Origin of the sequence: Hwanghaeella grinnelliae (genome assembly GCF_004005845.1) — a bacterium.
In the GTDB taxonomy this organism is placed as follows: domain Bacteria; phylum Pseudomonadota; class Alphaproteobacteria; order UBA8366; family Aestuariispiraceae; genus Hwanghaeella; species Hwanghaeella grinnelliae.
The window spans coordinates 664,023-684,126 of record NZ_SADE01000003.1; the positions used below are offsets into that span (position 1 = coordinate 664,023).

19 protein-coding genes are annotated in these 20,104 nt (G+C 58.9%); 12 read left to right on the plus strand and 7 right to left on the minus strand.

The window, feature by feature from the left end; all coding sequences use genetic code 11:
* Positions 1–46: 46 nt before the first annotated feature.
* The 3 genes from EOI86_RS20030 (at position 47) to EOI86_RS20040 (ending at position 2,995) form a co-directional block, all read left to right on the plus strand.
* Positions 47–1,225: a 2Fe-2S iron-sulfur cluster-binding protein gene (locus EOI86_RS20030; RefSeq protein WP_161973919.1), complete on the plus strand. Its 1,179-nt coding sequence runs from the start codon at positions 47–49 to the stop codon at positions 1,223–1,225.
* Positions 1,226–1,272: 47 nt separating this feature from the next.
* Entirely contained in the window at positions 1,273–1,767 is a 495-nt protein-coding gene (locus tag EOI86_RS20035) for a MarR family winged helix-turn-helix transcriptional regulator (RefSeq protein ID WP_127767436.1), read from the plus strand.
* A gap of 67 nt (positions 1,768–1,834) precedes the next feature.
* A complete protein-coding gene (locus EOI86_RS20040; protein WP_161973921.1) occupies positions 1,835–2,995 on the plus strand; it encodes an oxamate carbamoyltransferase subunit AllG family protein in 1,161 nt (386 codons plus the stop codon).
* A gap of 38 nt (positions 2,996–3,033) precedes the next feature.
* Here the strand turns inward: EOI86_RS20040 and EOI86_RS20045 are convergent, their stop codons facing one another.
* Positions 3,034–3,375, minus strand: a complete 342-nt coding sequence (locus EOI86_RS20045) for a Rieske (2Fe-2S) protein (RefSeq protein WP_127767438.1) — start codon at positions 3,373–3,375, stop codon at positions 3,034–3,036.
* Positions 3,376–3,407: 32 nt separating this feature from the next.
* On the opposite strand from EOI86_RS20045, the gene EOI86_RS20050 reads away from it, so the two are divergent.
* Positions 3,408–4,148 (plus strand): phosphoribosyltransferase, encoded by a 741-nt coding sequence (locus tag EOI86_RS20050; RefSeq protein ID WP_127767439.1) that lies wholly within the window; start codon positions 3,408–3,410, stop codon positions 4,146–4,148.
* Between the two features lie 19 nt (positions 4,149–4,167).
* Here the strand turns inward: EOI86_RS20050 and EOI86_RS20055 are convergent, their stop codons facing one another.
* The 6 genes from EOI86_RS20055 to EOI86_RS20080 all read right to left on the minus strand — a co-directional run bounded on the left by EOI86_RS20055 (position 4,168) and on the right by EOI86_RS20080 (position 10,090).
* The gene (locus EOI86_RS20055; RefSeq protein ID WP_127767440.1) at positions 4,168–4,884 is read right to left on the minus strand and encodes an ABC transporter ATP-binding protein; all 717 of its coding nucleotides are present in this window, start codon (positions 4,882–4,884) and stop codon (positions 4,168–4,170) included.
* Complete coding sequence (locus tag EOI86_RS20060; RefSeq protein WP_127767441.1) at positions 4,885–5,634, minus strand: ABC transporter ATP-binding protein; 750 nt, start codon at positions 5,632–5,634, stop codon at positions 4,885–4,887.
* Entirely contained in the window at positions 5,631–6,623 is a 993-nt protein-coding gene (locus EOI86_RS20065) for a branched-chain amino acid ABC transporter permease (protein WP_240035747.1), read from the minus strand. Before EOI86_RS20065 ends, EOI86_RS20060 begins: the two co-directional genes overlap by 4 nt.
* On the minus strand, positions 6,623–7,483 hold the full coding sequence (locus EOI86_RS20070; RefSeq protein WP_127767442.1) for a branched-chain amino acid ABC transporter permease: 861 nt from the start codon (positions 7,481–7,483) through the stop codon (positions 6,623–6,625). The genes EOI86_RS20065 and EOI86_RS20070 overlap by 1 nt, the downstream gene beginning before the upstream one ends.
* A 114-nt stretch (positions 7,484–7,597) precedes the next feature.
* Positions 7,598–8,815, minus strand: coding sequence for an amino acid ABC transporter substrate-binding protein (locus EOI86_RS20075; RefSeq protein ID WP_127767443.1), 1,218 nt, complete (start codon positions 8,813–8,815; stop codon positions 7,598–7,600).
* Positions 8,816–9,187: 372 nt separating this feature from the next.
* A complete protein-coding gene (locus EOI86_RS20080) occupies positions 9,188–10,090 on the minus strand; it encodes a LysR family transcriptional regulator (RefSeq protein ID WP_127767444.1) in 903 nt (300 codons plus the stop codon).
* Between the two features lie 246 nt (positions 10,091–10,336).
* Between EOI86_RS20080 and atzF the strand changes: the two genes are divergently transcribed.
* From atzF to EOI86_RS20120, 8 genes are read left to right on the plus strand one after another with little or no spacing between them, the layout of a single operon-like run.
* Positions 10,337–12,187: an allophanate hydrolase gene (atzF, locus tag EOI86_RS20085; protein ID WP_127767445.1), complete on the plus strand. Its 1,851-nt coding sequence runs from the start codon at positions 10,337–10,339 to the stop codon at positions 12,185–12,187.
* Complete coding sequence (locus EOI86_RS20090) at positions 12,174–13,778, plus strand: ABC transporter substrate-binding protein (protein ID WP_127767446.1); 1,605 nt, start codon at positions 12,174–12,176, stop codon at positions 13,776–13,778. The genes atzF and EOI86_RS20090 overlap by 14 nt, the downstream gene beginning before the upstream one ends.
* Before the next feature lie 5 nt (positions 13,779–13,783).
* Positions 13,784–14,803, plus strand: a complete 1,020-nt coding sequence (locus EOI86_RS20095) for an ABC transporter permease (RefSeq protein ID WP_127767447.1) — start codon at positions 13,784–13,786, stop codon at positions 14,801–14,803.
* 2 nt (positions 14,804–14,805) lie between these two features.
* Positions 14,806–15,687 carry an ABC transporter permease gene (locus EOI86_RS20100; RefSeq protein ID WP_127767448.1) on the plus strand — a complete coding sequence of 294 codons (882 nt, stop codon included), beginning with the start codon at positions 14,806–14,808 and terminating at the stop codon, positions 15,685–15,687.
* A gap of 3 nt (positions 15,688–15,690) precedes the next feature.
* Positions 15,691–17,349 (plus strand): dipeptide ABC transporter ATP-binding protein, encoded by a 1,659-nt coding sequence (locus tag EOI86_RS20105; protein ID WP_127767449.1) that lies wholly within the window; start codon positions 15,691–15,693, stop codon positions 17,347–17,349.
* Positions 17,350–17,364: 15 nt separating this feature from the next.
* Entirely contained in the window at positions 17,365–17,739 is a 375-nt protein-coding gene (hpxZ, locus tag EOI86_RS20110) for an oxalurate catabolism protein HpxZ (RefSeq protein WP_127767450.1), read from the plus strand.
* 38 nt (positions 17,740–17,777) lie between these two features.
* Positions 17,778–18,464: a cysteine hydrolase family protein gene (locus EOI86_RS20115; RefSeq protein WP_127767451.1), complete on the plus strand. Its 687-nt coding sequence runs from the start codon at positions 17,778–17,780 to the stop codon at positions 18,462–18,464.
* Between the two features lie 45 nt (positions 18,465–18,509).
* Positions 18,510–20,093: an AIR synthase family protein gene (locus EOI86_RS20120; protein WP_127767452.1), complete on the plus strand. Its 1,584-nt coding sequence runs from the start codon at positions 18,510–18,512 to the stop codon at positions 20,091–20,093.
* Positions 20,094–20,104: the final 11 nt, after the last annotated feature.

A 20,104-nucleotide genomic window follows, 5' to 3' on the forward strand; every position in this document is an offset into this window, starting at 1 on the left:
AACCCGGGCGCGTCCCAATCATAGGAACTGGAGTTTCACTTTCCCCATGCAGACCGACGTTGAATTCCTTTTGAACGGAAAGAAGGTCACGGGCGCCGCTGAACCGCGCACCCATCTGGCCGATTTCATCCGCGAGGATGCGCTGGCCAGCGGCACCCATATCGGCTGCGAACAGGGTGTTTGTGGCGCTTGCACGGTTTTCGTCGACGGCCGCCCCACGCGATCTTGTATTACCCTTGCCGCAGCCTGCAACGGCGCCGACATTCGCACAGTGGAAGGTTTCGATACCGACCCCTTGATGGAAGCCATCCGGGACAGTTTCAAACGTCATCACGGCCTTCAATGCGGGTTCTGCACGCCCGGCATGCTGACGACGGCATATGATATCATCCGCCGCATCCCGGATGCTGACCGGGAAACCATCCGCAAGGAATTGTCGGGCAATCTGTGCCGGTGCACGGGCTATGCCGGCATCGTCGACGCGATAGAAGATGTTTTGAAAGAGGCCCCGGCAGCGGCGTTACAGCCCACTGAGCGGCCGCGCTCGGCGATAAGCGCAACGTCTGCAGCGCCAAAGGCCGCGGAGATTTCCGATTCCAAGCAAGCGCCTTCGCCCGAAACGGTCATTGTGGCCGACATGGCATTGCCCGCGGCCGACTCTTTCGAAACGGCAACTGTGCTAAGGAAAACAATGCACCTTTCGGCCGGCCCCGAAGAAGCGTGGCGGCTGATTTCGTCCCCAGAGGCAATCGTGTCCTGCATCCCCGGCGCCACTCTATCCGGCCCAGTCACCAATGGTATCGCCAACGGCGCCTGCAATGTATCGGCGGGCCCGATCAAGGCGCAATTCCGCGGCACCGCCAGCATCACCTATCTACCGGAAACGAAATCCGGCCAGTTGCTGGGACGCGGAAAAGACGGTTTGAGCAGAAGCGGCCTGGAAGGCCGCCTGGATTTCCAATTGGTTCCGAACGACAATGCCAGCGACATCAACCTGGAAATGCGGTACCGGTTGAACGGTCCCTTGTCGCAATTCGGCAGACCGGCCTTGGTTGAAGAGATCGCCAACGGCCTTCTTGCAGATATAGCCCAAGCCATCGACGCAACATTGTCCGGCAATGATGCAACGGCCGGCCGGACACAGCCGCAACGCTCTCTCAGCGGTTTTCGGCTGCTGTTCAACGCGTTCAAAGGCCTGATCAGGCGCACCTTGTCGACTCGCTAGGGAATCCCCTACCTTGCAAACAATAATTCTAGCAGGTTTGGGATTCCATGACGAAAGTACGCATGGCTGCGGATATGAGCCGCGCCGACGAAGACGATCTGTGGCGCAGCGGCGACGTTTCGTTGCGACCCGGGTTTCTGATCCGCCGGCTGCATCAAATCCATACAGGCTTATTCCTGGAATCCTGCGGCGAGGAGAACATAACGCCGGTCATGTATTCCGTTCTGTCCTGTTTGTCACAGAACGGACCTTTGGATCAGACGACACTGGCCAAAGCGGTTGCGATCGACAAGACGAACATGACCGACATCCTGAAACGCCTGATGAACCGGGGCTACGTCATCCGCGAGGTCGCGGATACGGACCGACGCATGCGGCTGACCACCCTGACGGCCGCGGGGAAAGCGGTTCTGGAACGCACCGACCCATTTGCCCGGGACGCGCATCGCAGAACACTGGATGCCTTGTCGCCGCAGGACCGGGTCCGGTTCACCGAAATGATGATGACAATCGTCGCAGCGGCGGAGAACGACGCCGTTTGACCAAATGGGGCAACCGGCGCGGCACTGTCCGACCGGACGACTGCCTCCAACCGTCTGGAGGCACACCATGACGTCACCCAAGCCCGCCACCCTGCAATCCTATCGCCAAATGTTGGCGGTCGACCCCGTTTTGAAGCGAATTGCGCGCTTGTCCGACCTGTTGGACAACCTGCCCGACCGAACGCTGTTTCACGCCGGTCCTCCTTTTAAGTCGCTCAAAAATTTGCCCGCGCCGATCCTGAATGCGTCATCCGCGGCGGCCGTCCAAGAAGGATTCGCCGATACCCTCGATGCGGCGCGGAGCGCGGTCAAATCCGGCGACATCCATCTGTGTCCCGCCCAGGATTTCGGAATCGTAACCCCTTTGGCCTTCGTCGCGGGGCCTAGCATGTACGCAGTTGCCGTAGAGGACCGCGCCGCACCGGGTCAGATTGTTGTGTCACCGCTTAACGATGGTCCACCGTCCGGGTGTTTGCGGTTCGGCACAGCCAACGACGCGGGACGCGGGCTGCTGGACGCACTGTGCGGGGAGGTCGGTGCCGACCTGGCAAGAGGCTTCTCCAGCAGTCCCGCGAACCCGCTGGCGCTCTTGCCGCTGATGTCGGCGGCAATCGGGAAAGGCGACGACCTTCACGGGCAGGTCGCGGCTGCCAACGCCCTGTTGCGTCCTGCCTTGGGGTCTGACTTGTCCGATGCAAGCGAAGACTATTTGGATCAAGCCGGACAGTTCGTGCTGAACGTGATAATGGCTGCCTGCGGCCTTATGCTAAAAGCAGGGAACGGCGTCGCAGGAAGCGAGATGGTAACGGCGAGCGGCGGAAACGGGCAAGAGATCGGTTATCAGATCGCAAACGCCCCAGGCGATTGGATTACCCTGCCGGCCACCAGACCGGTGGGGCCGGCCCTTCCCGGCAAAGAAAAATCCACGGCCCTGCCAGCTATCGGCGACAGCGCTGTGATCGATGCCTTGGGTTTCGGCGCGGCCTGCCTACGTTTCGCGCCCACCCTTCACGACCCATTGAAGCCGCATATCCCGGATATCTATGCGAACGCGGCGGCGCATGACGCTTATATCGGACCCCATCCCAAATTCTCCTATCCTGGCCTGAAACTGGGCCTGGACCTGTCACAACCAAGGCAATGTTTGGGTATTATGCTGGGCATGGTTGAGGAAACGGGCACCGAAGGATTGATCGGGCGGGGAGTCGCGCCATGGCCGGATGCATGACGTCGGGTACAGGCTTTCAACCCAAAGGGATTTTGCCCCTAGTCGTCGACGATGGCCTGCAAGCAGATATGAACCATGCCCCCGTCTTCCTTCACTGTATAACGACGCAGAGGTGGAAGCGCCCAGCCCGGCCCGCAAATACCGTCCGACAAACGGAACTTCGCCATATGGCGCGGGCAATTGATATGCCCGTCAGCGACGCGACCTTCCACCAGTCGCGCAAACTGATGCGGGCACTGACCTTGATAGGCACCGATGGTTTCTCCATGCCGGATCAATACGAAGATGTTCTCCCCAATCAGGACTTCATGCGGCTTGTCAGGCAGAAGTTCCACGGACGGAACAACCGCAATCCATTGAAGGTCTTCGGGACTCGACATCGGGCTTTCTCTACTCGTTTGGAATTTACGTCATGAAGCCAGTTACAGACGCCGCCCCGCACTTCACCCGACCGACAACCGATTGCTGGCAGGCTCTGTTGCCCGGTAGTGACGAGCGAACGACGCAGGGGCCGCCGTTTCAATATACCTATCCCGCCCCTCTGCCCAATGGACAAGTCCTGGAACTGCCTATCCGCGCCATTCCCGGAACCGACCGCGCGGTTGCATCCCTGATCGCCAATCACGCGAGTTTCTCGGTCATCGAAACGCTTGTATCCCTGATGGCGCCGATGGCCGCGGCCGAGAAGCCAGACTGTATCGTGGGCCTGCCGACACTGGGTCTTGCCTTCGCACCCAACGTCGCCGAGCGACTGGGTCATCAAAATTTCGCGCCACTCGGTTATTCGAAGAAATTCTGGTACAGCGCGGACCTATCCGTGCCGGTGCAGTCGATTACCAGCCCTGGCGGGAACAAATCGCTCTATATCGACCCAAACATCGTTCCGCGCATATCGGGCAAACGGGTCATTCTTGTTGACGATGCCATATCGTCCGGCACCACGGCCGTCGCCGCCTTCGCACTGCTTGGGCAGTTGGATTGCAAAATTTGCGGTTTCGTCTGCGCCATGCGGCAAGGCGTAACTTGGCGTGAGAAACTGAATGCTATCGGGCCCGACTATGCTTCCCTCGTGAAAAGCCCTCTAGCAGGGCCGATATTCGAAAAAGTCGATGACGGTTGGGTGCCCCTTCCCGGCACGCTCGACAGGGCATGACACGGGTTTTCCGGAATCCTCAAATGCCCATATAGGCTTCGCGTACCCGTGGGTCTTCCCCCAATACGCTTGTTTCGCCGGACATGCTGACCCGCCCGGTTTCGATCACGAAAGCGCGGCTTGCAACGTCGAAGGCCGTCATGACGTCCTGTTCTACGAGCAGGATCGTCAATCCCGTTCCGTTGATTTCGATCAGGGCCTCACTCAATCTCTCCACAAGCCGCGGCGCCAGCCCAAGCGACAATTCGTCGATCACCAGCAAACGGGGCCGCGACATGATTCCACGGCCAATCGCACACATCTGCTGCTCTCCACCCGACATCGTCGTTGCGTCCTGCAGCCGCCGTTCTTTCAGGATCGGGAACAAGTCCAAGACAAAGTCCATGTCGTCCCGCACCGCGCTCTTGTCACGCCGAAGATAGGCGCCCAGCAACAAATTGTCCTCGACCGTCAGGCCCTTGAACAAACGTCGTCCTTCCGGAACATGGGCGATCCCGCGCGTCAGAACCTCATCCGGTCGCGCACCTGCTATTTCTTCGCCGTCGAAGACAATGGAGCCGGCTTTCGGCTCAATCAGCCCGGAAATTGTCCGAAGCAATGTGGTTTTCCCGGCGCCGTTCGACCCGACGACACAGGCAATTTCACCTTCGTTCACGGACAGTCCAATGTCCCATAGCACTTGGACATCGCCGTAGCCGGCCTGAAGGCCATCAATTTCAAGGATCGGTTTCGCCATTTAGCCAGCCACCTTGTATCTTTCAGCAAATTTGGCACCCAGATAGGCTTCGATGACCCGCTGGTCCTCGACTACCTGTTTCGGCGTTCCGTCGGCGATCAACTCACCATGGTGCAGAACCAGAAGCCGTTCCGACACGGACAAAACAACTTTCATCAGATGCTCGATGATAAGGATGGTGACGCCGCGGCCGGAAATTTGTTCGATCAGCTTCAACGCATCGTCGATTTCAGAAGCGTTCAGGCCGGCATTCACTTCATCGAGAAGCAGGACACTCGGCTTCATCGCCAAACTCTTCGCGAGTTCCAACCGTTTCCGGTTCGGGAGCGACAGGGACGATGCCGGCTCGTTTGCCACATGTCCCAGACCGACGAAGTCTAACTCCGCCTGGGCAGCTTCTTGACCCGCCGCGATACCGCCTGCGGCCCCGCCAAAGACAGCACCGGCGGAGACGTTTTCCAGCACGGTCATTTCCGGAAAGGGCTGAACGATCTGGAACGTGCGGGCCAAGCCCCGGCGCGCGGCCTGGAACGGTTTCTGGCTGCCGACATCCTCACCCTTGAAAATGACCTGCCCATCGGAAAGGGAATGGACGCCCGTCACCAGGTTGACCAAGGTCGTCTTTCCCGCGCCGTTCGGCCCGATCAACCCAACGATTTCACCTTGCTTCAAACCGAATGAGACATTTGAAACAGCGCTGACGCCGCCGAAGTTTTTGCTGACATTCTTAAGTTCGAGGATAGCGGTCATCCCTTAGCTTCCCCTTCAGATACAGTGTTCGATCGATCAGCGGACCGATTGGCCGAGAGCTTCTTCAGCAGATTTTTGTAACGGATCTTCAAAAGCCCTCCCGGCAAGAAGAAGATCAGGAATACGATGATGATGCCAAGAATTGCCCTGTTCCATTGCAGGAAGTTGGCCCAGAAGAATTCCTCAAGCAGGACGAACACACCTGCCCCAACGATCGGACCCGCCAAGGTTCCCGCCCCGCCTAGCAAGGCCATCACCGGTACCTTTACGGTCAGCAGAATGGAGAAGCTGTCCGTCGGATCGATGTAACCAACCCAGGAGGCATAGACCGCGCCAACGAGACCGCAGAACAAGGCAGAGAGCACAAAGGCCGCGATCTTGAACCGGGTGGTATCGACACCGACCATATCGGCAGCGTCTTCATTCTGATGAATGCAGCGCAGGCCGAAACCCAATCGGGAACGGTCCACGATAACAGTGGCCACGAAGGCGCCCCCCATCACGGCAAGCATGATATAGAGGATACGCGCAGCCACGACATCGGGCGTGCCCGTCATAAGCGGCACGTTCAGGCCGTCACCACCGCCGGTAACCGACCCCCAAGACGATATGATCAGCCGCGTTACTTCAACGATGGCAATCGAACCGATCGCGAAATAATGGCCTTTGAGCCGCAGGATGATTGCGCCAAGCGCCGCGGCAAATGCGGCGACGCCGACGGTTGCGATCATCCAGGCCGCTTCTGCCGGCAATCCCGCACGTTGGGACAGCGCCCCTATATAGCAACCCAGGCCGAAGAAGGCCGCGGTGGAAAACGAAGGATATCCCGTGAACCCGCCGATGAAATTCCATGACAGAGCAAGGGCTGAAAACATGGCGACGGATATCGCGATACGCGTCTCGTAGTTTCCGGCGAATTGAGGGATCAAGGCCAGTGCGATCGTATAGGCGACAACGGCGGCGATGCTCATTACTACCTGGCGGTTCATCACTCGTACCCCTTCACGCCGATAAGGCCTGTCGGGCGTACCACCAACAGGAAGAGCATCAGAAGGAAGCCGACCGTAATCGCGTTTTGCGGACCGATCGTGTAACCGGCGACGCTTTCGATCAGTCCAAGCGCTAAGCCGCCGACCAAGGCGCCGGGCACACTGCCCAAACCGCCGATGACACAAACAACAAACGCCTTCCCCAGGAAAACGCCCGTCAGATTGGTGGTGACCGGAAAGACCATCGCAAAAATAGCACCAGCGGCGCCGGCCATAAGCGCACCGATCCCGAAAGTGATGGAATAAACTTGGTTGACTCGGATACCCATCAGCGCGGCCGCCTGCCGGTCCATTCTAACCGCGACAATCGCCCGTCCGATCCTGGACCCACGCATGACAAGATACAGCAGCGCCGTCAGCACCAACGCCAACGCCATGCCCAACAACCGATCAATCGGCAGATACACATCGCCGAAGGACAGTGTACCAAGGTCAAGCGTTACGCGGCGCGGCGTCGCCGTGAAGAATACCGTCATCAGGTTATAGAGGATCATATCCAACCCGAAGGTCAGGGTCAGTGTAGTGAGAACCGGCGCCGTGACGACTTTATTGATGAACAGATGTTGAAGAACGTAGCCCAAGGCGAACAGAGCCAGGGCGACGAAAGGCAACAGAATGATCGGGTAGATACCTGTGTAGTGCCACGCAAAATAGGTGAGGTATCCACCCAGGATAATGAAAGAACCGTGCAGCATGTTGATTACGTTCAGCACCCCCCAAACCAGGGAGAACCCAATCGCGATGCAGGCGTAGAGAGCGCCGAGCACAATGCCATTTAGAAGTATTTGGAAAACGTCCACGGTCTTTGGGACCCCGATGAAGTTGAGCGTGGGAGAAGTTGGCCTTCAAACATCACCGCCATGGGCACCGTGATCCTGGCACCCATGGCTGTGTGATTATAGAACCGTCGGGCTTTACTTGATCATCGTCATTTCGGCGTCGGCGATAGCGGCCGGATAAAGGACTTTGATCGCCTCGCCCTGGACCTGGATGATCGGCATCTCACGGCCCTGATTCATGCCGTTGTCGCCGAAATCGATGGGACCGTAGAAGGTCAGGACTTCAGTGGCGGCAAGGGCGTCGCGCACTGCTGTCTTGTCGGTGGACCCGGCCGTCTGCACGGCGTTGACCAACACATCTGCCGCCGCAGCGCATGACCCGTGGACGTAATCGGGATCGCCGCCGAACTTGGCGACGAAGTCCTTGTAGAAATCGGCCGTGCTGCTCCAGGCACCGATCGTGTCGGTGTAAGAGGTCGCATGATGCCACCAGGTTGAGCTGGTCACACCATCGGCGAGCTCACCGAGCCCTTCCGTGAATTCCGCATAGGCCGGACCGGTCACCATGGTGATGATGGGCGCATCAATGCCCAGATCCGACATCTGCTTGCGGCCCAGGATCAAATCCTGCGTATAGCCGGTCATGTAAATCCAGTCAGGCGATGCCGATTTGATAGCGGAAACGGCCGCCGAATGATCCATCGTGCCGACTGCGTAAAGTTCGTTATAGACGACATCGAGCCCGGCATTTCCGGCCGAGGCCGCCAGAGCTGTGGCCATCGCCTTCGGGAACACGTCGTCCCGGCCGTAGACCGCGACTTTACTCAAACCCGGCATTTTTTCCTTGAAGTAAGCGACCATCGACTCAGTCATGCCGGTGTTCGGTGCCAAGGTTCCGAAGAGATACTTGAAGCCCTGGTCATAAACCGAAACGGAAGAGGCCACACAAGCAACCAACGGCGTCTGATACCGTTCGGCAACCGCCGCCACGATCTTGGTGTGCCCCGAACCGAAGGGCGCCATCAGCACATCGACACCGTCATCGGTAATCAGTTTTTCGGCCAACTGCCCCGCGCGCTTACCATCCGTCTGGTAATCATAATAGACGAGTTCGACCGGCATCTTCTTGCCGTCAACCTCAATCCCGCCATTCGCGGTGACCTTGTCGAGCCACAATTGCCAAACGGCTTCCTGCTTTTTGCCTTCGTCGGCAAGCCCACCGGTCAGCGCCAAGGGCGCGCCGATTTTTAGCACGCCGTCTTCGTCCGCCAGTGCCGGACCAGCCAAGAAAGCAGATGCCAGAACCGTTGCAGAAACGGTTAGCTTTGCCAGGTGTCGAATAGTGTTACGCATGATCGCCCCTTTTTGTTCAGTAGAGCCCCGTGCAGCGCCGTCATCCCGAACGGCCCGGCCGTGATCTCCGTTGTTCTGGGTTTGCAGCGCAGCAAAGGTCATGCCATTTGTCGTAACTACCAACAATTCTGTCATATCGGTTCTGAACGTGAACTGCATCGGCCCGCGCCTGTGGTTAGAAAATGGGCAATTGATAATCAGTACCGATTAATTCTTGAGCAGGCAGCTCAGCTACTCCGGTAAAACACATGCGTTTTGAAAGTGGAAAAACGTCTACCGCCGCTGCGTGGAATGTAACGACTGAGGCCCGCGCGTGCCGAGACTCTCCTCAATCCATGTGCGGCGTTTGTCGGCAAGCATACATCAAGCCGTCTATCCGAAACGCGCTTCAAGCACCTTGGTTACCTGATCGATGAACCGCGTAGCGGCAATGGGAAGCGTCCGGTTCTTTAACTGCCCCATATAGATTGTCCCGCTCGGCATATCACGCGGGTCGATCATCGCCGACGCCATGCCGGGAACAGTGCCGTCGGTCGGCAAGCCGATCGGAATCTGGAACGAAACAATGTTCTCCGTGGTCGCCTGGAAGCGAAGAAACTCGAAACTGTCGGATTCAATAACCAAATTCATCGTAAGCGTGGAATCGATCAAAATCGTCTCCAGCAAAGAACGGACACCGGATGACTTGGTAGGCAGCGCGACAGGGTAGCTCAGGCAATCCGCGAGGCGGACCGTGCTTTGTCCCGACAGAGGGTGATCAGCGGAAAAGACGGCATGGACAGGTTGGCGAATGGTCCGGATCGTCTGGAACTCGGCCAGGCGAACAGGCTCGAAGACCAGAGCGATATCGGCTGTGAAATCGACGAGCGCCTCTTCCGCGGCAGCCCGGTCGCGCAAGAAAACGCCGAAGCTGACACCCGGATGTTCCCGCCGATAGGTGGCAATCTGTTCAGGAAGGAAATACGGCAGCAGCGCCTGGCTGCACGCGATTGAGACATGGCCCCGCCGCACCCCAGACAGATCCGCGATCTGGGATCGGACGCGGTCCAGGTCGGAAAACTGCTTCCGAATGTGATCAACCAGTATTTCACCGGCACTGTTCAGCCGCACTCCCCGCGGCAACCGTTCGAAGACAGGCACGCCCAGGTCTTCCTCAATCGCCAATATTCGACGGTTTAGTGCCGTCGACGTAATCGATAACTCCTCCGCCGCCTTCCGGATGGACCCAGCGCGGGCCACCGCGTCGACGTAACGCAAGGTCGTGATGTGCTTCATTCAGGCCTCTGACATTCTACTGCTGCAATTTTTGCATCGCATTGCTGCGTTTATAGCAGAAGACAGAAGCGGTCAGATACACCCAAAATGCTGCTGGGCATACGCAACAGGCTGAAAAAGGGGTTGGCATCAACAAACCCCGGCCAAGCGAAACCCTACCGGGGGAAACGGTCACGACGCTGAGCATTCGATGGCGAATGCTGAAGAGCGCAATTAACCGTACCGTTGGGGGCATCGTCGGCATCCATGCACGACCAATCATTCGATATCATCAGTCTACACAGTGCCTACGCATCGGGCGCCAAGCCGGAAGACGTCATCGCCGAATGCTATCGCCGCATCCGTGCCAATGGCGATCCTGGGATTTTCCTGCATCTAATCGATGAAGAAGCCGCCCTGGCTGAAGCACATGCGCTGGGTGTCTTCGATCCGGAAGCCAAGCCGCTTTGGGGGATCCCCTTCGCCATTAAGGACAATATCGACGTCGCAGGCGCGCCGACAACGGCTGCCTGCCCCGCTTTCACTTATAGGCCGGGCGCGGATTCCTATGTCGTAGCGAAACTGCGTGAAGCGGGCGCCATTCCGATCGGTAAAACCAATCTGGATCAATTCGCGACGGGGCTGGTCGGCGTGCGCACCCCGCATCCGGTTCCCAAAAACGCTATCGACCCGGAAATCGTGCCCGGTGGGTCGAGCGCGGGCTCGGCAGTTTCGGTCGCACTGGGTCTGGTCGGCTTCTCGTTGGGGACCGACACCGCCGGATCCGGCCGGGTGCCGGCGGCACTCAACAATATCGTCGGCGTCAAGCCGAGCCTTGGGTTGCTGTCGGCTACCGGGTCGGTACCCGCCTGCCGCACTCTCGACACCATCTCGATTTTCGCGCTAACCGCGGAAGACGGTCACAGAGTCCTTCAAGCCGCAGCAGGTTATGACCCGAAGGATGCCTATTCGCGCGATATGCCCGTATCGCCACTCGCACCCCCGCCGGAACATCTGCGCATCGGGGTGCCCGATGCCAATTCCCGCAAATTCTTCGGCGACAGCGCCCAGGCCGAATCTTTCGAAGCGGCAATCGAACAGATAAAAGCCTTTGGCGCACAAATCGAACACATCGACCTAACACCCTTCTACCAAATCGCGGAAATGCTCTACGAAGGCGTATGGGTGGCGGAACGGAACACCGTCGTCGAACCCCTATTGAAAACGAAGCCCGATGCCGTTCATCCGGTCATTCGGACCATTGTGTCCAAGGCGGAGGGGTTCTCGGCGACCGATACCTTCCGCTCGTTTTACCGGATGGAGGAATTGCGGCGGATGGCCCGGACGGCAATGGAAGGGCTTGAGGTTCTTCTGGTCCCGACCATTCCTTCCTTCTGCACGGTCAAGGAAATCAGCGAAGACCCGATTGGTCCGAACAGCCGGCTTGGCACCTACACCAACTTCGTCAATCTGCTGGATCTCTGTGGAGTCGCGGTCCCGACGCCGACACGCACCGATGGCCGCCCCGGCAATGTCACTTTGTTGGCCAAAGCAGGCGCCGACGCCTTACTGGCCGGATTGGCGGCTAAAATTCACAGGGCCGCAGACGTCAAATTGGGTGCCACGGATTGGGCCTATCCGGCGACCGAACCGCTGGCACCCGCCGCCGGTGCACGCGAGATAACCATCGCCGCCGTTGGCGCCCATATGTCGGGCTTGCCGCTCAACACTGAACTTACGCGCCTCGGCGCCCGCTACCTGAAGACAACACGGACGGACGCCGGATACCGGCTTTACAGACTGGCCGGCGGCCCACCTGCACGCCCCGGCCTGGTTCGCGACGAGAAGGGCGCCTCTATCGAAGTCGAACTTTGGGCAATGCCCGAGGAAAACTTCGGCGCCTTTATGCGCGGCATTCCGTCTCCACTTGGTATCGGCACAGTGACCCTTGAATGCGGGGAAACGACGAACGGCTTTATCTGCGAAAGCGCCGGGCTGGATGGCGCCAGCGACATTACGGAATACGGCGGTTGGCGGAACTTCCTCGCCTCGCTGACGACAACGAATAACCACAAACCAATAACCAGCATGCAAGGAGAGCAACATGCAGAGGCGTGATTTTCTAAAAAGTGCAGCGGTACTAGGGGCCAGTACGCTTCCCTTTATCCGCTCCCTGCCCGCAAGCGCGGCCACCGACGGTGTGGTTGTCGTCGCGATGGGACAAACGATCAACAGTCTGGATATCCACCGCACCGGCACGAACCGGCCGAGCTACCAGGTAGCCGTCAATGTCTACGACCGCCTGGTCAGCTTCGGCACCAAGAGCACGCCCGATGGCGGCCTGTCCTATGACTATTCGACTATTGTACCGGAAGTGGCGGAAAGCTGGACCGTTTCGGACGACGGCACCCACATGACCTTCAACCTGCGCAAGAACGGCGTCTTCCACGACGGATCGCCGATCACCGCGCAGGATGTGAAATGGTCCTTTGACCGTGCTGTCACCGTCGGCGGCTTCCCGACAGTTCAGATGAAAGCCGGTTCCCTGGAGAAGCCGGAACAGTTCGAAGTGATCGACGACTACACATTCAAGATCAACCTGTTGCGTCCGTCCAAGCTGACACTGCCGGATCTGGCCGTGCCGGTTCCGATGATCATCAATTCAAAGGTCGCGATGGAACACGCGACCACGGACGATCCCTGGGCCACAGAGTATCTGCACAAGACGCCAGCCGGGTCGGGCGCATACAAGGTCGCCCGGTGGGAACCGGGCCAACAGTTGGTTTACGAACGGAACGACAATTGGACGTCCGGTCCGGTGCCGGCGGTCAAACGCGTAATCGTCCGTGAAGTGCCGAGCCAAGCGACACGGCGCGCGTTGTTGGAGCGCGGCGACATCCAGATGTCCTTCAACATGCCGAACAAGGATGCGAAGGAACTATCGGATAAGGAAGGCATCGACATTTTTTCGACCCCGGTCGAAAACGCGATCTACTGTCTTTGCCCGAACCTTGCGTTCGAGCCGTTCAAGAACAAGCTGGTGCGTCAGGCCGTCGCCTATTCAGTGCCTTATGAAGATGTTTTCCAGACCGCGGCCTATGGCCGGGGTGTGAAAATGTGGGGCGGGGCCTCCGCGACGCCGTCGGATATCGCCTGGCCGCAGCCGTTCCCCTACAGCACGGACCTGGACAAGGCGAAGGACCTTCTGGACCAGACCGAATTCAAGGGTGGCTTCGAAGTGCCGTTGTCGATCTCCCTCAGCCAGACCGATTGGATGGAACCGACCGCGCTTCTTATACAAGAGAACCTGGCCAAAATCGGCATCAAGGCGACCATCGACAAGATCCCCGGCGCGAACTGGCGCACGGCATCACTGGTCGAGAAGCGTCTGCCGCTGGCGTTGGAAACCTTCGGCGGCTGGCTAAACTATCCCTGCTACTATTTTTTCTGGGCCTATCTGGAAGGGCACCTCTTCAACTCCTCCAACTATCGGAACGAAGAGATCGAGAAACTGACGCCCTTCGCCTTGCACAAGGAAGTCGACGATCCGGAATACGCACCAGCCATCAAGCGGATGATCGAAATCGCGTGGGACGAGGTTCCCAGGATCGCCCTGTTCCAACCGGCCCTTAATGTCGGCACCAATGGCATGGAAGGGTATGAGTATTGGTTCCACCGCCAGCTCGACGCCCGCGGGTTCAAGGTCTAATTCCCATGACCCCCAGGACGAGGCTGATCCTTTTCCGTGTGCTTCAGGCGATCCCGGCGCTTGCCGGGGTCATCCTGGTCAGCTTCATCCTGACAAGAATGTTGCCGGGCGATCCGGCCGCATATTTTGCCGGCCCGGCAGCGACAACCGAGTCCATCGCGGAGATACGCGCCGCGATGGGCCTGGACCGGTCGCTGCCGGTCCAATTTCTTCATTATGTATTGGATCTGTTTTCCGGCGATTTGGGTAACAGCCTATCGACAGGCCAGCCGGTGCTGGAGGAACTCGCCCGCAGGTTACCCGCCTCACTGGAACTTACCTTTACCGCCTTGCTACTTTCTTGCGGCATCGCCCTGCCTTTGGGCATCGCCGCCGCGGTCAACCAAGGTAGTTGGATCGACCATGTGTGTCGGGCCGTCGTAACGGCCGGCGTCTCCCTGCCGACTTTCTTCACCGGAATCGTCCTTGTTTATGTCTTTTACTATCTGCTGGGTTGGGCGCCTTCGCCGCTGGGAAGACTCGATTTCGTCTATCTGTCACCGCCGGACGTTACCGGTTTCTATGTCATCGATGCCCTGCTTGCCGGGGATATGGAAACCGCTTGGGGCGCGGCACGGCAATTGATCCTGCCTGCGACCACTTTGGCACTTTTCACCTTGGCGCCGCTTGCGCGCATGGCGCGCGCATCGATGCTGCAGGCGTTGTCTTCCGACTACATACGGACCGCGCGCGCCGCCGGTCTTCGAGAAGGTCAGGTTATCTTCGGCTATGCCTTTCAAAACGCAATGCTTCCCGTCATCACGACACTGGGCATGGTCTTTTCCTTCATGTTGGGCGCCAATGTCCTGGTCGAGAAAGTCTTCGCCTGGCCCGGCATCGGGTCCTACGCAGTCGAGGCGCTCGTCGTTTCCGACTATGCCGCCGTGCAGGGCTTCGTGCTCGCCATGGCGATCCTCTTCGTGTTGCTCAACTTGGTGATCGACATCCTCTACACGGTTGTCGATCCACGAACGCGGGAGGGCTGAACATGGCTCTGGCGGAAAATTCGGCATCGGAAAAAGCACATCGCGGTTTCGGTGGTCACGTCCTCTACGTGCTCAGCGAAAACCCCATTACCGCCGTCGCATTCGGCCTGTTTGCCCTGATTGTGATCGTGGCGATCCTGGGTCCGCTGATCACGCCTTACGATCCCCTGGAATCGAATGCGGCACGTGCCCTGCAGGCCCCCAGTGCCGATCATTGGTTCGGGACCGACAGTGTGGGACGGGACGTCTTCTCCCGCGTGATTATCGCCACCCGACTGGACATGATGATCTCCGTCGCCGCGGTGGCTTTGTCTTTCGTCGTCGGCTCCATCGTCGGTTCGATCGCCGGATACTGGGGCGGCTGGATGGACGCGGTCACCGGGCGCTTCGTCGATACCATCATGGCCTTTCCGCTTTTCGTGCTCGCCATGGGAATTGTCGCCGCGATGGGCAATACGGTGGAGAACATCATTTACGCCACCGCCATCATTAACCTGCCCTTCTATGCGCGCGTCGCCCGAGCTGAGGTCCGCATCCGCCGTGAAGCCGGATTCGCCCAAGCTGCCCGGCTGGCGGGCAATACAGACATCCAGGTCCTGGCCCTCCATATTTTTCCGAACGCCTTGCCGCCAATGATGGTGCAGATCTCACTCAATATGGGTTGGGCAATCCTGAACGCAGCCGGTCTTTCCTTTATTGGGCTCGGCGTGCGGCCGCCGACGGCCGAATGGGGGATCATGGTGGCGGAGGGCGCCAATTTCGTCGTATCCGGCGAATGGTGGCTGGCCTTCTTCCCTGGTCTCGCCTTAATGATTGCGGTCTTCGCTTTCAATCTTTTGGGCGACGGACTTCGCGACATCGTCGACCCGCGTCAGAGGACCTGAACCATGTTCCTCGATGTCGAAAACCTGAACGTCACATTCAAAACACGCCGGGGGCTTGTCTCCGCCGTCCGCGACGTGAGTTTCACTCTGGAAAAGGGGGAGACCCTGGGCATTGTCGGCGAGAGCGGGTCGGGGAAATCGGTCAGCTCTTACGCCATTATGCGCATCCTTGATCGCAACGGCAGAATTGCAAACGGTCGCGTCTCTTTCGACGACATGGATCTGACCGCCTTTTCAAACCGCGAAATGCGGGAGTTGCGCGGCCGCGAAATTTCCATGGTGTTCCAGAACCCGCGTGCAGCGCTGAACCCGATCCGCAAGGTTGGCCATCAGATCGAGGATGTCCTGCGACGGCATTCGCGCGCCACGAAATACACGGCGCGGAAGAAAGCGATCAAAGCGCTCGAAGCGGTGCGTATCAGCGATCCGGAAAAACGCTACGACGCCTATCCCTTCGAACTGTCCGGCGGGATGTGTCAGCGCATCGTGATCGCGATCGCCTTGGCGTGTGACCCGCGTCTTCTTATTGCCGACGAACCGACCACAGGTCTGGACGTGACGACTCAGAAAGTGGTGATGGACCTTTTAGCGGAGTTGACCACACGGCGCGGCATGAGTTCGATCTTGATCACCCATGACCTGGGTCTGGCAGCGGAATACTGCGACCGCATCGTTGTTATGAAAGACGGGGAGATCGTCGAACAGGGCAAACCCGATGCCCTGTTTGCGCGACCGGCGAATGCCTATACGCGACGGTTGATCAGCGCCACGCCGCGCCCCGGCGCGGAGATCGGCGATCTTGTCGACCCACCCCTGCCATCGCCACCGCGACCTGAATTGGGAGCGCCGCTTCTTCAGGTGAAGAATCTATCCAAGGTGTTCGGTCACGGTGACGACGCCGTGACAGCGGTCGACGACATTTCGTTCGACATCCGCGAAGGGGAAACCCTGGGTCTGGTTGGCGAATCCGGCTGCGGCAAGTCAACCACATCTTCCATGGTCATGCGGCTGATGGACCCGTCCAACGGGGAAATCCTGCTTAACGGAAAACCCATGACCGATGTTCCCGCGGCAAAGTTCGCCCGAGACCCCCGACGAGCAAGCCTGCAAATGGTCTTCCAGGACGCAACGGACAGCATCAATCCGCGCTTTACCGCGCGCCAAGCGATAGCAGACCCAATCAGGCGGTTGACCGACGAAAAACCCAATGGCCGTGTCGAGGAACTGGCAACGCAAGTCGGGCTGCCCCTCACCCTGTTGGACCGCTTTCCGCATCAGCTATCCGGCGGGCAGAAGGCGCGTGTTGGGATTGCACGGGCCCTCGCATCGCGCCCCAAACTGTTGATCCTTGACGAACCGACCGCCGCCCTCGACGTATCGATCCAAGCGGTCGTGCTGAACTTGTTGGCCGAACTGCGCGCGTCGCTTGGCGTCAGCTACCTGTTCGTCAGTCACGACTTACACGTGGTGCGACTGCTGTGCGACCGCATCATCGTGATGCGCAAAGGTCGGATCGTCGAGGAAGGCGACACGGCCAGCATCATGGACAACCCTACCGACGATTACACGAAGACACTATTGGCTGCGACGCCGATGGCGCCACGGGCGGACCGCGATGAGGTCGACATTGCAATAACGGCGAAGCAGGCAATTGCCGAATAGAAAGGGCTGAACGGTATGACAATCAACGACCCCCAGGTGGTCAAGGAAGTGACGGGACAGTTCTTCCGGTATGAAAAGGCCCTGATGGAGAACGATGTCGAGACACTGAACATTCTTTTTTGGGAATCGCCTCACACCGTTCGGTACGGTCCCAAGGAGGCCCTCTACGGCTATGAGGAAATTGCTGGGTTCCGCGCGGCACGGGATACATCCGACATCGCCCGCGAACTGACGCGAACGGTGATCACGACCTATGGCCAGGACTTCGCAACGGCCTTCACCGAATACCGGCGGTTGGGAAGCGGACGCGAGGGACGTCAAACCCAGACATGGATGCGGATGCCGGAGGGATGGCGGATCGTCGCCGCGCACGTAAGCCTTCTTCCCTGATTTGAAACCGCGATCATGAGCGAAGGGATGTGACCAAGATGACCACGATTTCCATCGAAGCAGACCCGGCGCCCATCGAGATCGATTTGGCGAAAACCGCCTTCGTCATTATCGACATGCAACGCGATTTTCTGGAACCCGATGGCTTCGGTGAAAGTCTTGGCAACGATGTCTCGCTGCTGAGAACGGCCATTGCACCCTGTGCAACCATGCTGAATTGGTGCCGTGGTAACAACGCGCTGGTCATCCATACGCGCGAAGGCCACCGACCGGACATGACCGACGCCCCGCTTGCCAAGGTGCAACGCGGATCCCCCAGCATGCGGATCGGCGATACCGGCCCAATGGGGAGGATATTGATTCGAGGCGAGGCAGGCCACGGTATCGTGGACGAACTGGCGCCGGTCGACGGCGAACCGGTCCTGGACAAGCCCGGCAAGGGCGCCTTTTACCAGACCGACCTGGAACTGATTCTACGCAACCGCGGCATCGATGCCTTGTTGGTTGCCGGCGTCACGACGGAAGTTTGCGTCCACACGACTGTTCGGGAAGCGAATGACCGCGGTTTCCGCTGCATCGTGCTGGGCGATTGTTGCGGTTCCTATTTTCCCGATTTCCATACGACCGGCTTGAAGATGATCGCCGCACAGGGCGGCATTTTCGGTTGGGTTTCCGATTCGACCCGTTTCCTGTCCGCGGCGGCGGGAGGGCCCGCAGTCGCGTAATCAACGACGCATTTTCGGCGTATTCCCCTTGAAGGAGGAAAGCCAATGACCACGACCAAACCCGCACTTTGGACTCCAGGCGATTGGAACGCCTTGTTCGGCCTCGGCACCAACGTTCTGGTGAACCTGCTCGTCATGACGGGTCTGTTGAAGTTCGTACTGCAGATGCCGGATGAGATCACATTCGGCCGAATCATCCCGGCCGTTGGAATGATGCTGTTTCTGGGCAATGCGTACTACGCCTATATGGCTTGGAAACTGGCCCGGAAGACGGGTCGTACAGATGTCTGCGCGCTGCCCTCCGGGCCCAGCGTGCCGCATATGTTCATCGTCGTTTTTGTGATCATGCTTCCGATCCTGGGCCAAACCGGCGACCCGGTTAAGGCCTGGGAGGCCGGCCTTGCCTGGGTCTTTCTACAAGGTTTCATTCTGATCGGCGGCGGCTTCATCGCCCCGATTATCCGCCGGATCACGCCTCGCGCCGCTCTTCTCGGCACGCTGGCAGGGGTTTCTATAGCGTTCATCTCCATGCGTCCGGCCATGGAGATGTACATGACGCCGATTATCGGCCTGACCAGCTTGGCGATCATTCTGGTCAGTTGGTATGGCGGCGTGCGGTATCCGCGCGGCATTCCGGCCGGCTTGGTCGCGATTGCGGTCGGCGCGTTGATCGCCTGGGGCAGTACCTTTCTGGGCCTCGATATCGGTGGAATGAGCGTCGATAAGGTCGTCGCCTCCCTGACCAGCGTCGGCTTCTCCGTTCCAATTCCGGCTTTCGACCATGTCTTCTCGGGCTTTGAATTTCTGGGCTTCATCCTGGTGACGGCGATTCCATTCGGGGTCTACGACCTGGTCGAGGCGATGGACAATGTGGAAAGCGCGGAAGCGGCCGGCGACACATACAACACGACCGAAGCCCTCGCCGCGGAAGGGACAATCAGTCTTGTCGGCACGCTTATGGGCAGTCCCTTCGCAAACGCCGTCTATATCGGCCATCCCGGCTGGAAAGGTATGGGCGGGCGCATCGGCTATTCGCTTGGAACCGGCGCGATGGTGTTGGTCCTGGCTTGGCTTGGGATTCTGTCCCTATTGCTGGACGTTATACCCGTCGTCGCGATCTCTCCCATCCTGCTCTATATCGGCATGCTGATCGGCGCGCAGGCATTCCAGACCACGCCATCCAGCCATGCGCCGGCCATTGTCTTTGCGCTGACACCGCATCTGGCTGCTTGGGCCAAGGTTCTGATCGATGGGGCCTTGGGAGCCGCGGGCACGAATGCGGCTGAGGTCGGCTTCGACAAGATGGCGAATATGGGCGTCCTCTATGAAGGTCTTTCCATCATGGGCAACGGCGCGATCTTGTCGGGCCTGGTTCTGGGCGCGATCGCGGTCTTTGTGATCGAACGGAAGTTCATCTATGCCGCCGGCTTTGCCTTGGCCGGGGCCGTACTGACCTATTTCGGGTTCATGCACGGTCCTGCGGTCGGCATCGGTGAGAACGGACTTGGGGTCACTCCGTCGGTGGCGCTCAGCTATGCAGTTGTCGCGGGTTTCTTGTGGTTCTGCGGAAAGTCCTCACTGTTCGCTTTTGAACCGCCGGCGGAAGCCCAACCCGGTTTGAGCGACTAGGAGAAAACGCC

What these genes read in the sequence shown, in the direction of transcription:
- EOI86_RS20030 (WP_161973919.1), top strand. Translation starts at nt 47, where the DNA reads ATGCAGACCGACGTTGAATTCCTTTTGAACGGAAAGAAGGTCACGGGC.
- EOI86_RS20035 (WP_127767436.1), top strand. Translation starts at nt 1,273, where the DNA reads ATGACGAAAGTACGCATGGCTGCGGATATGAGCCGCGCCGACGAAGAC.
- EOI86_RS20040 (WP_161973921.1), top strand. Translation starts at nt 1,835, where the DNA reads ATGACGTCACCCAAGCCCGCCACCCTGCAATCCTATCGCCAAATGTTG.
- EOI86_RS20045 (WP_127767438.1), bottom strand. Translation starts at nt 3,375, where the DNA reads ATGTCGAGTCCCGAAGACCTTCAATGGATTGCGGTTGTTCCGTCCGTG.
- EOI86_RS20050 (WP_127767439.1), top strand. Translation starts at nt 3,408, where the DNA reads ATGAAGCCAGTTACAGACGCCGCCCCGCACTTCACCCGACCGACAACC.
- EOI86_RS20055 (WP_127767440.1), bottom strand. Translation starts at nt 4,884, where the DNA reads ATGGCGAAACCGATCCTTGAAATTGATGGCCTTCAGGCCGGCTACGGC.
- EOI86_RS20060 (WP_127767441.1), bottom strand. Translation starts at nt 5,634, where the DNA reads ATGACCGCTATCCTCGAACTTAAGAATGTCAGCAAAAACTTCGGCGGC.
- EOI86_RS20065 (WP_240035747.1), bottom strand. Translation starts at nt 6,623, where the DNA reads ATGAACCGCCAGGTAGTAATGAGCATCGCCGCCGTTGTCGCCTATACG.
- EOI86_RS20075 (WP_127767443.1), bottom strand. Translation starts at nt 8,815, where the DNA reads ATGCGTAACACTATTCGACACCTGGCAAAGCTAACCGTTTCTGCAACG.
- EOI86_RS20080 (WP_127767444.1), bottom strand. Translation starts at nt 10,090, where the DNA reads ATGAAGCACATCACGACCTTGCGTTACGTCGACGCGGTGGCCCGCGCT.
- atzF (WP_127767445.1), top strand. Translation starts at nt 10,337, where the DNA reads ATGCACGACCAATCATTCGATATCATCAGTCTACACAGTGCCTACGCA.
- EOI86_RS20090 (WP_127767446.1), top strand. Translation starts at nt 12,174, where the DNA reads ATGCAGAGGCGTGATTTTCTAAAAAGTGCAGCGGTACTAGGGGCCAGT.
- EOI86_RS20095 (WP_127767447.1), top strand. Translation starts at nt 13,784, where the DNA reads ATGACCCCCAGGACGAGGCTGATCCTTTTCCGTGTGCTTCAGGCGATC.
- EOI86_RS20100 (WP_127767448.1), top strand. Translation starts at nt 14,806, where the DNA reads ATGGCTCTGGCGGAAAATTCGGCATCGGAAAAAGCACATCGCGGTTTC.
- EOI86_RS20105 (WP_127767449.1), top strand. Translation starts at nt 15,691, where the DNA reads ATGTTCCTCGATGTCGAAAACCTGAACGTCACATTCAAAACACGCCGG.
- hpxZ (WP_127767450.1), top strand. Translation starts at nt 17,365, where the DNA reads ATGACAATCAACGACCCCCAGGTGGTCAAGGAAGTGACGGGACAGTTC.
- EOI86_RS20115 (WP_127767451.1), top strand. Translation starts at nt 17,778, where the DNA reads ATGACCACGATTTCCATCGAAGCAGACCCGGCGCCCATCGAGATCGAT.
- EOI86_RS20120 (WP_127767452.1), top strand. Translation starts at nt 18,510, where the DNA reads ATGACCACGACCAAACCCGCACTTTGGACTCCAGGCGATTGGAACGCC.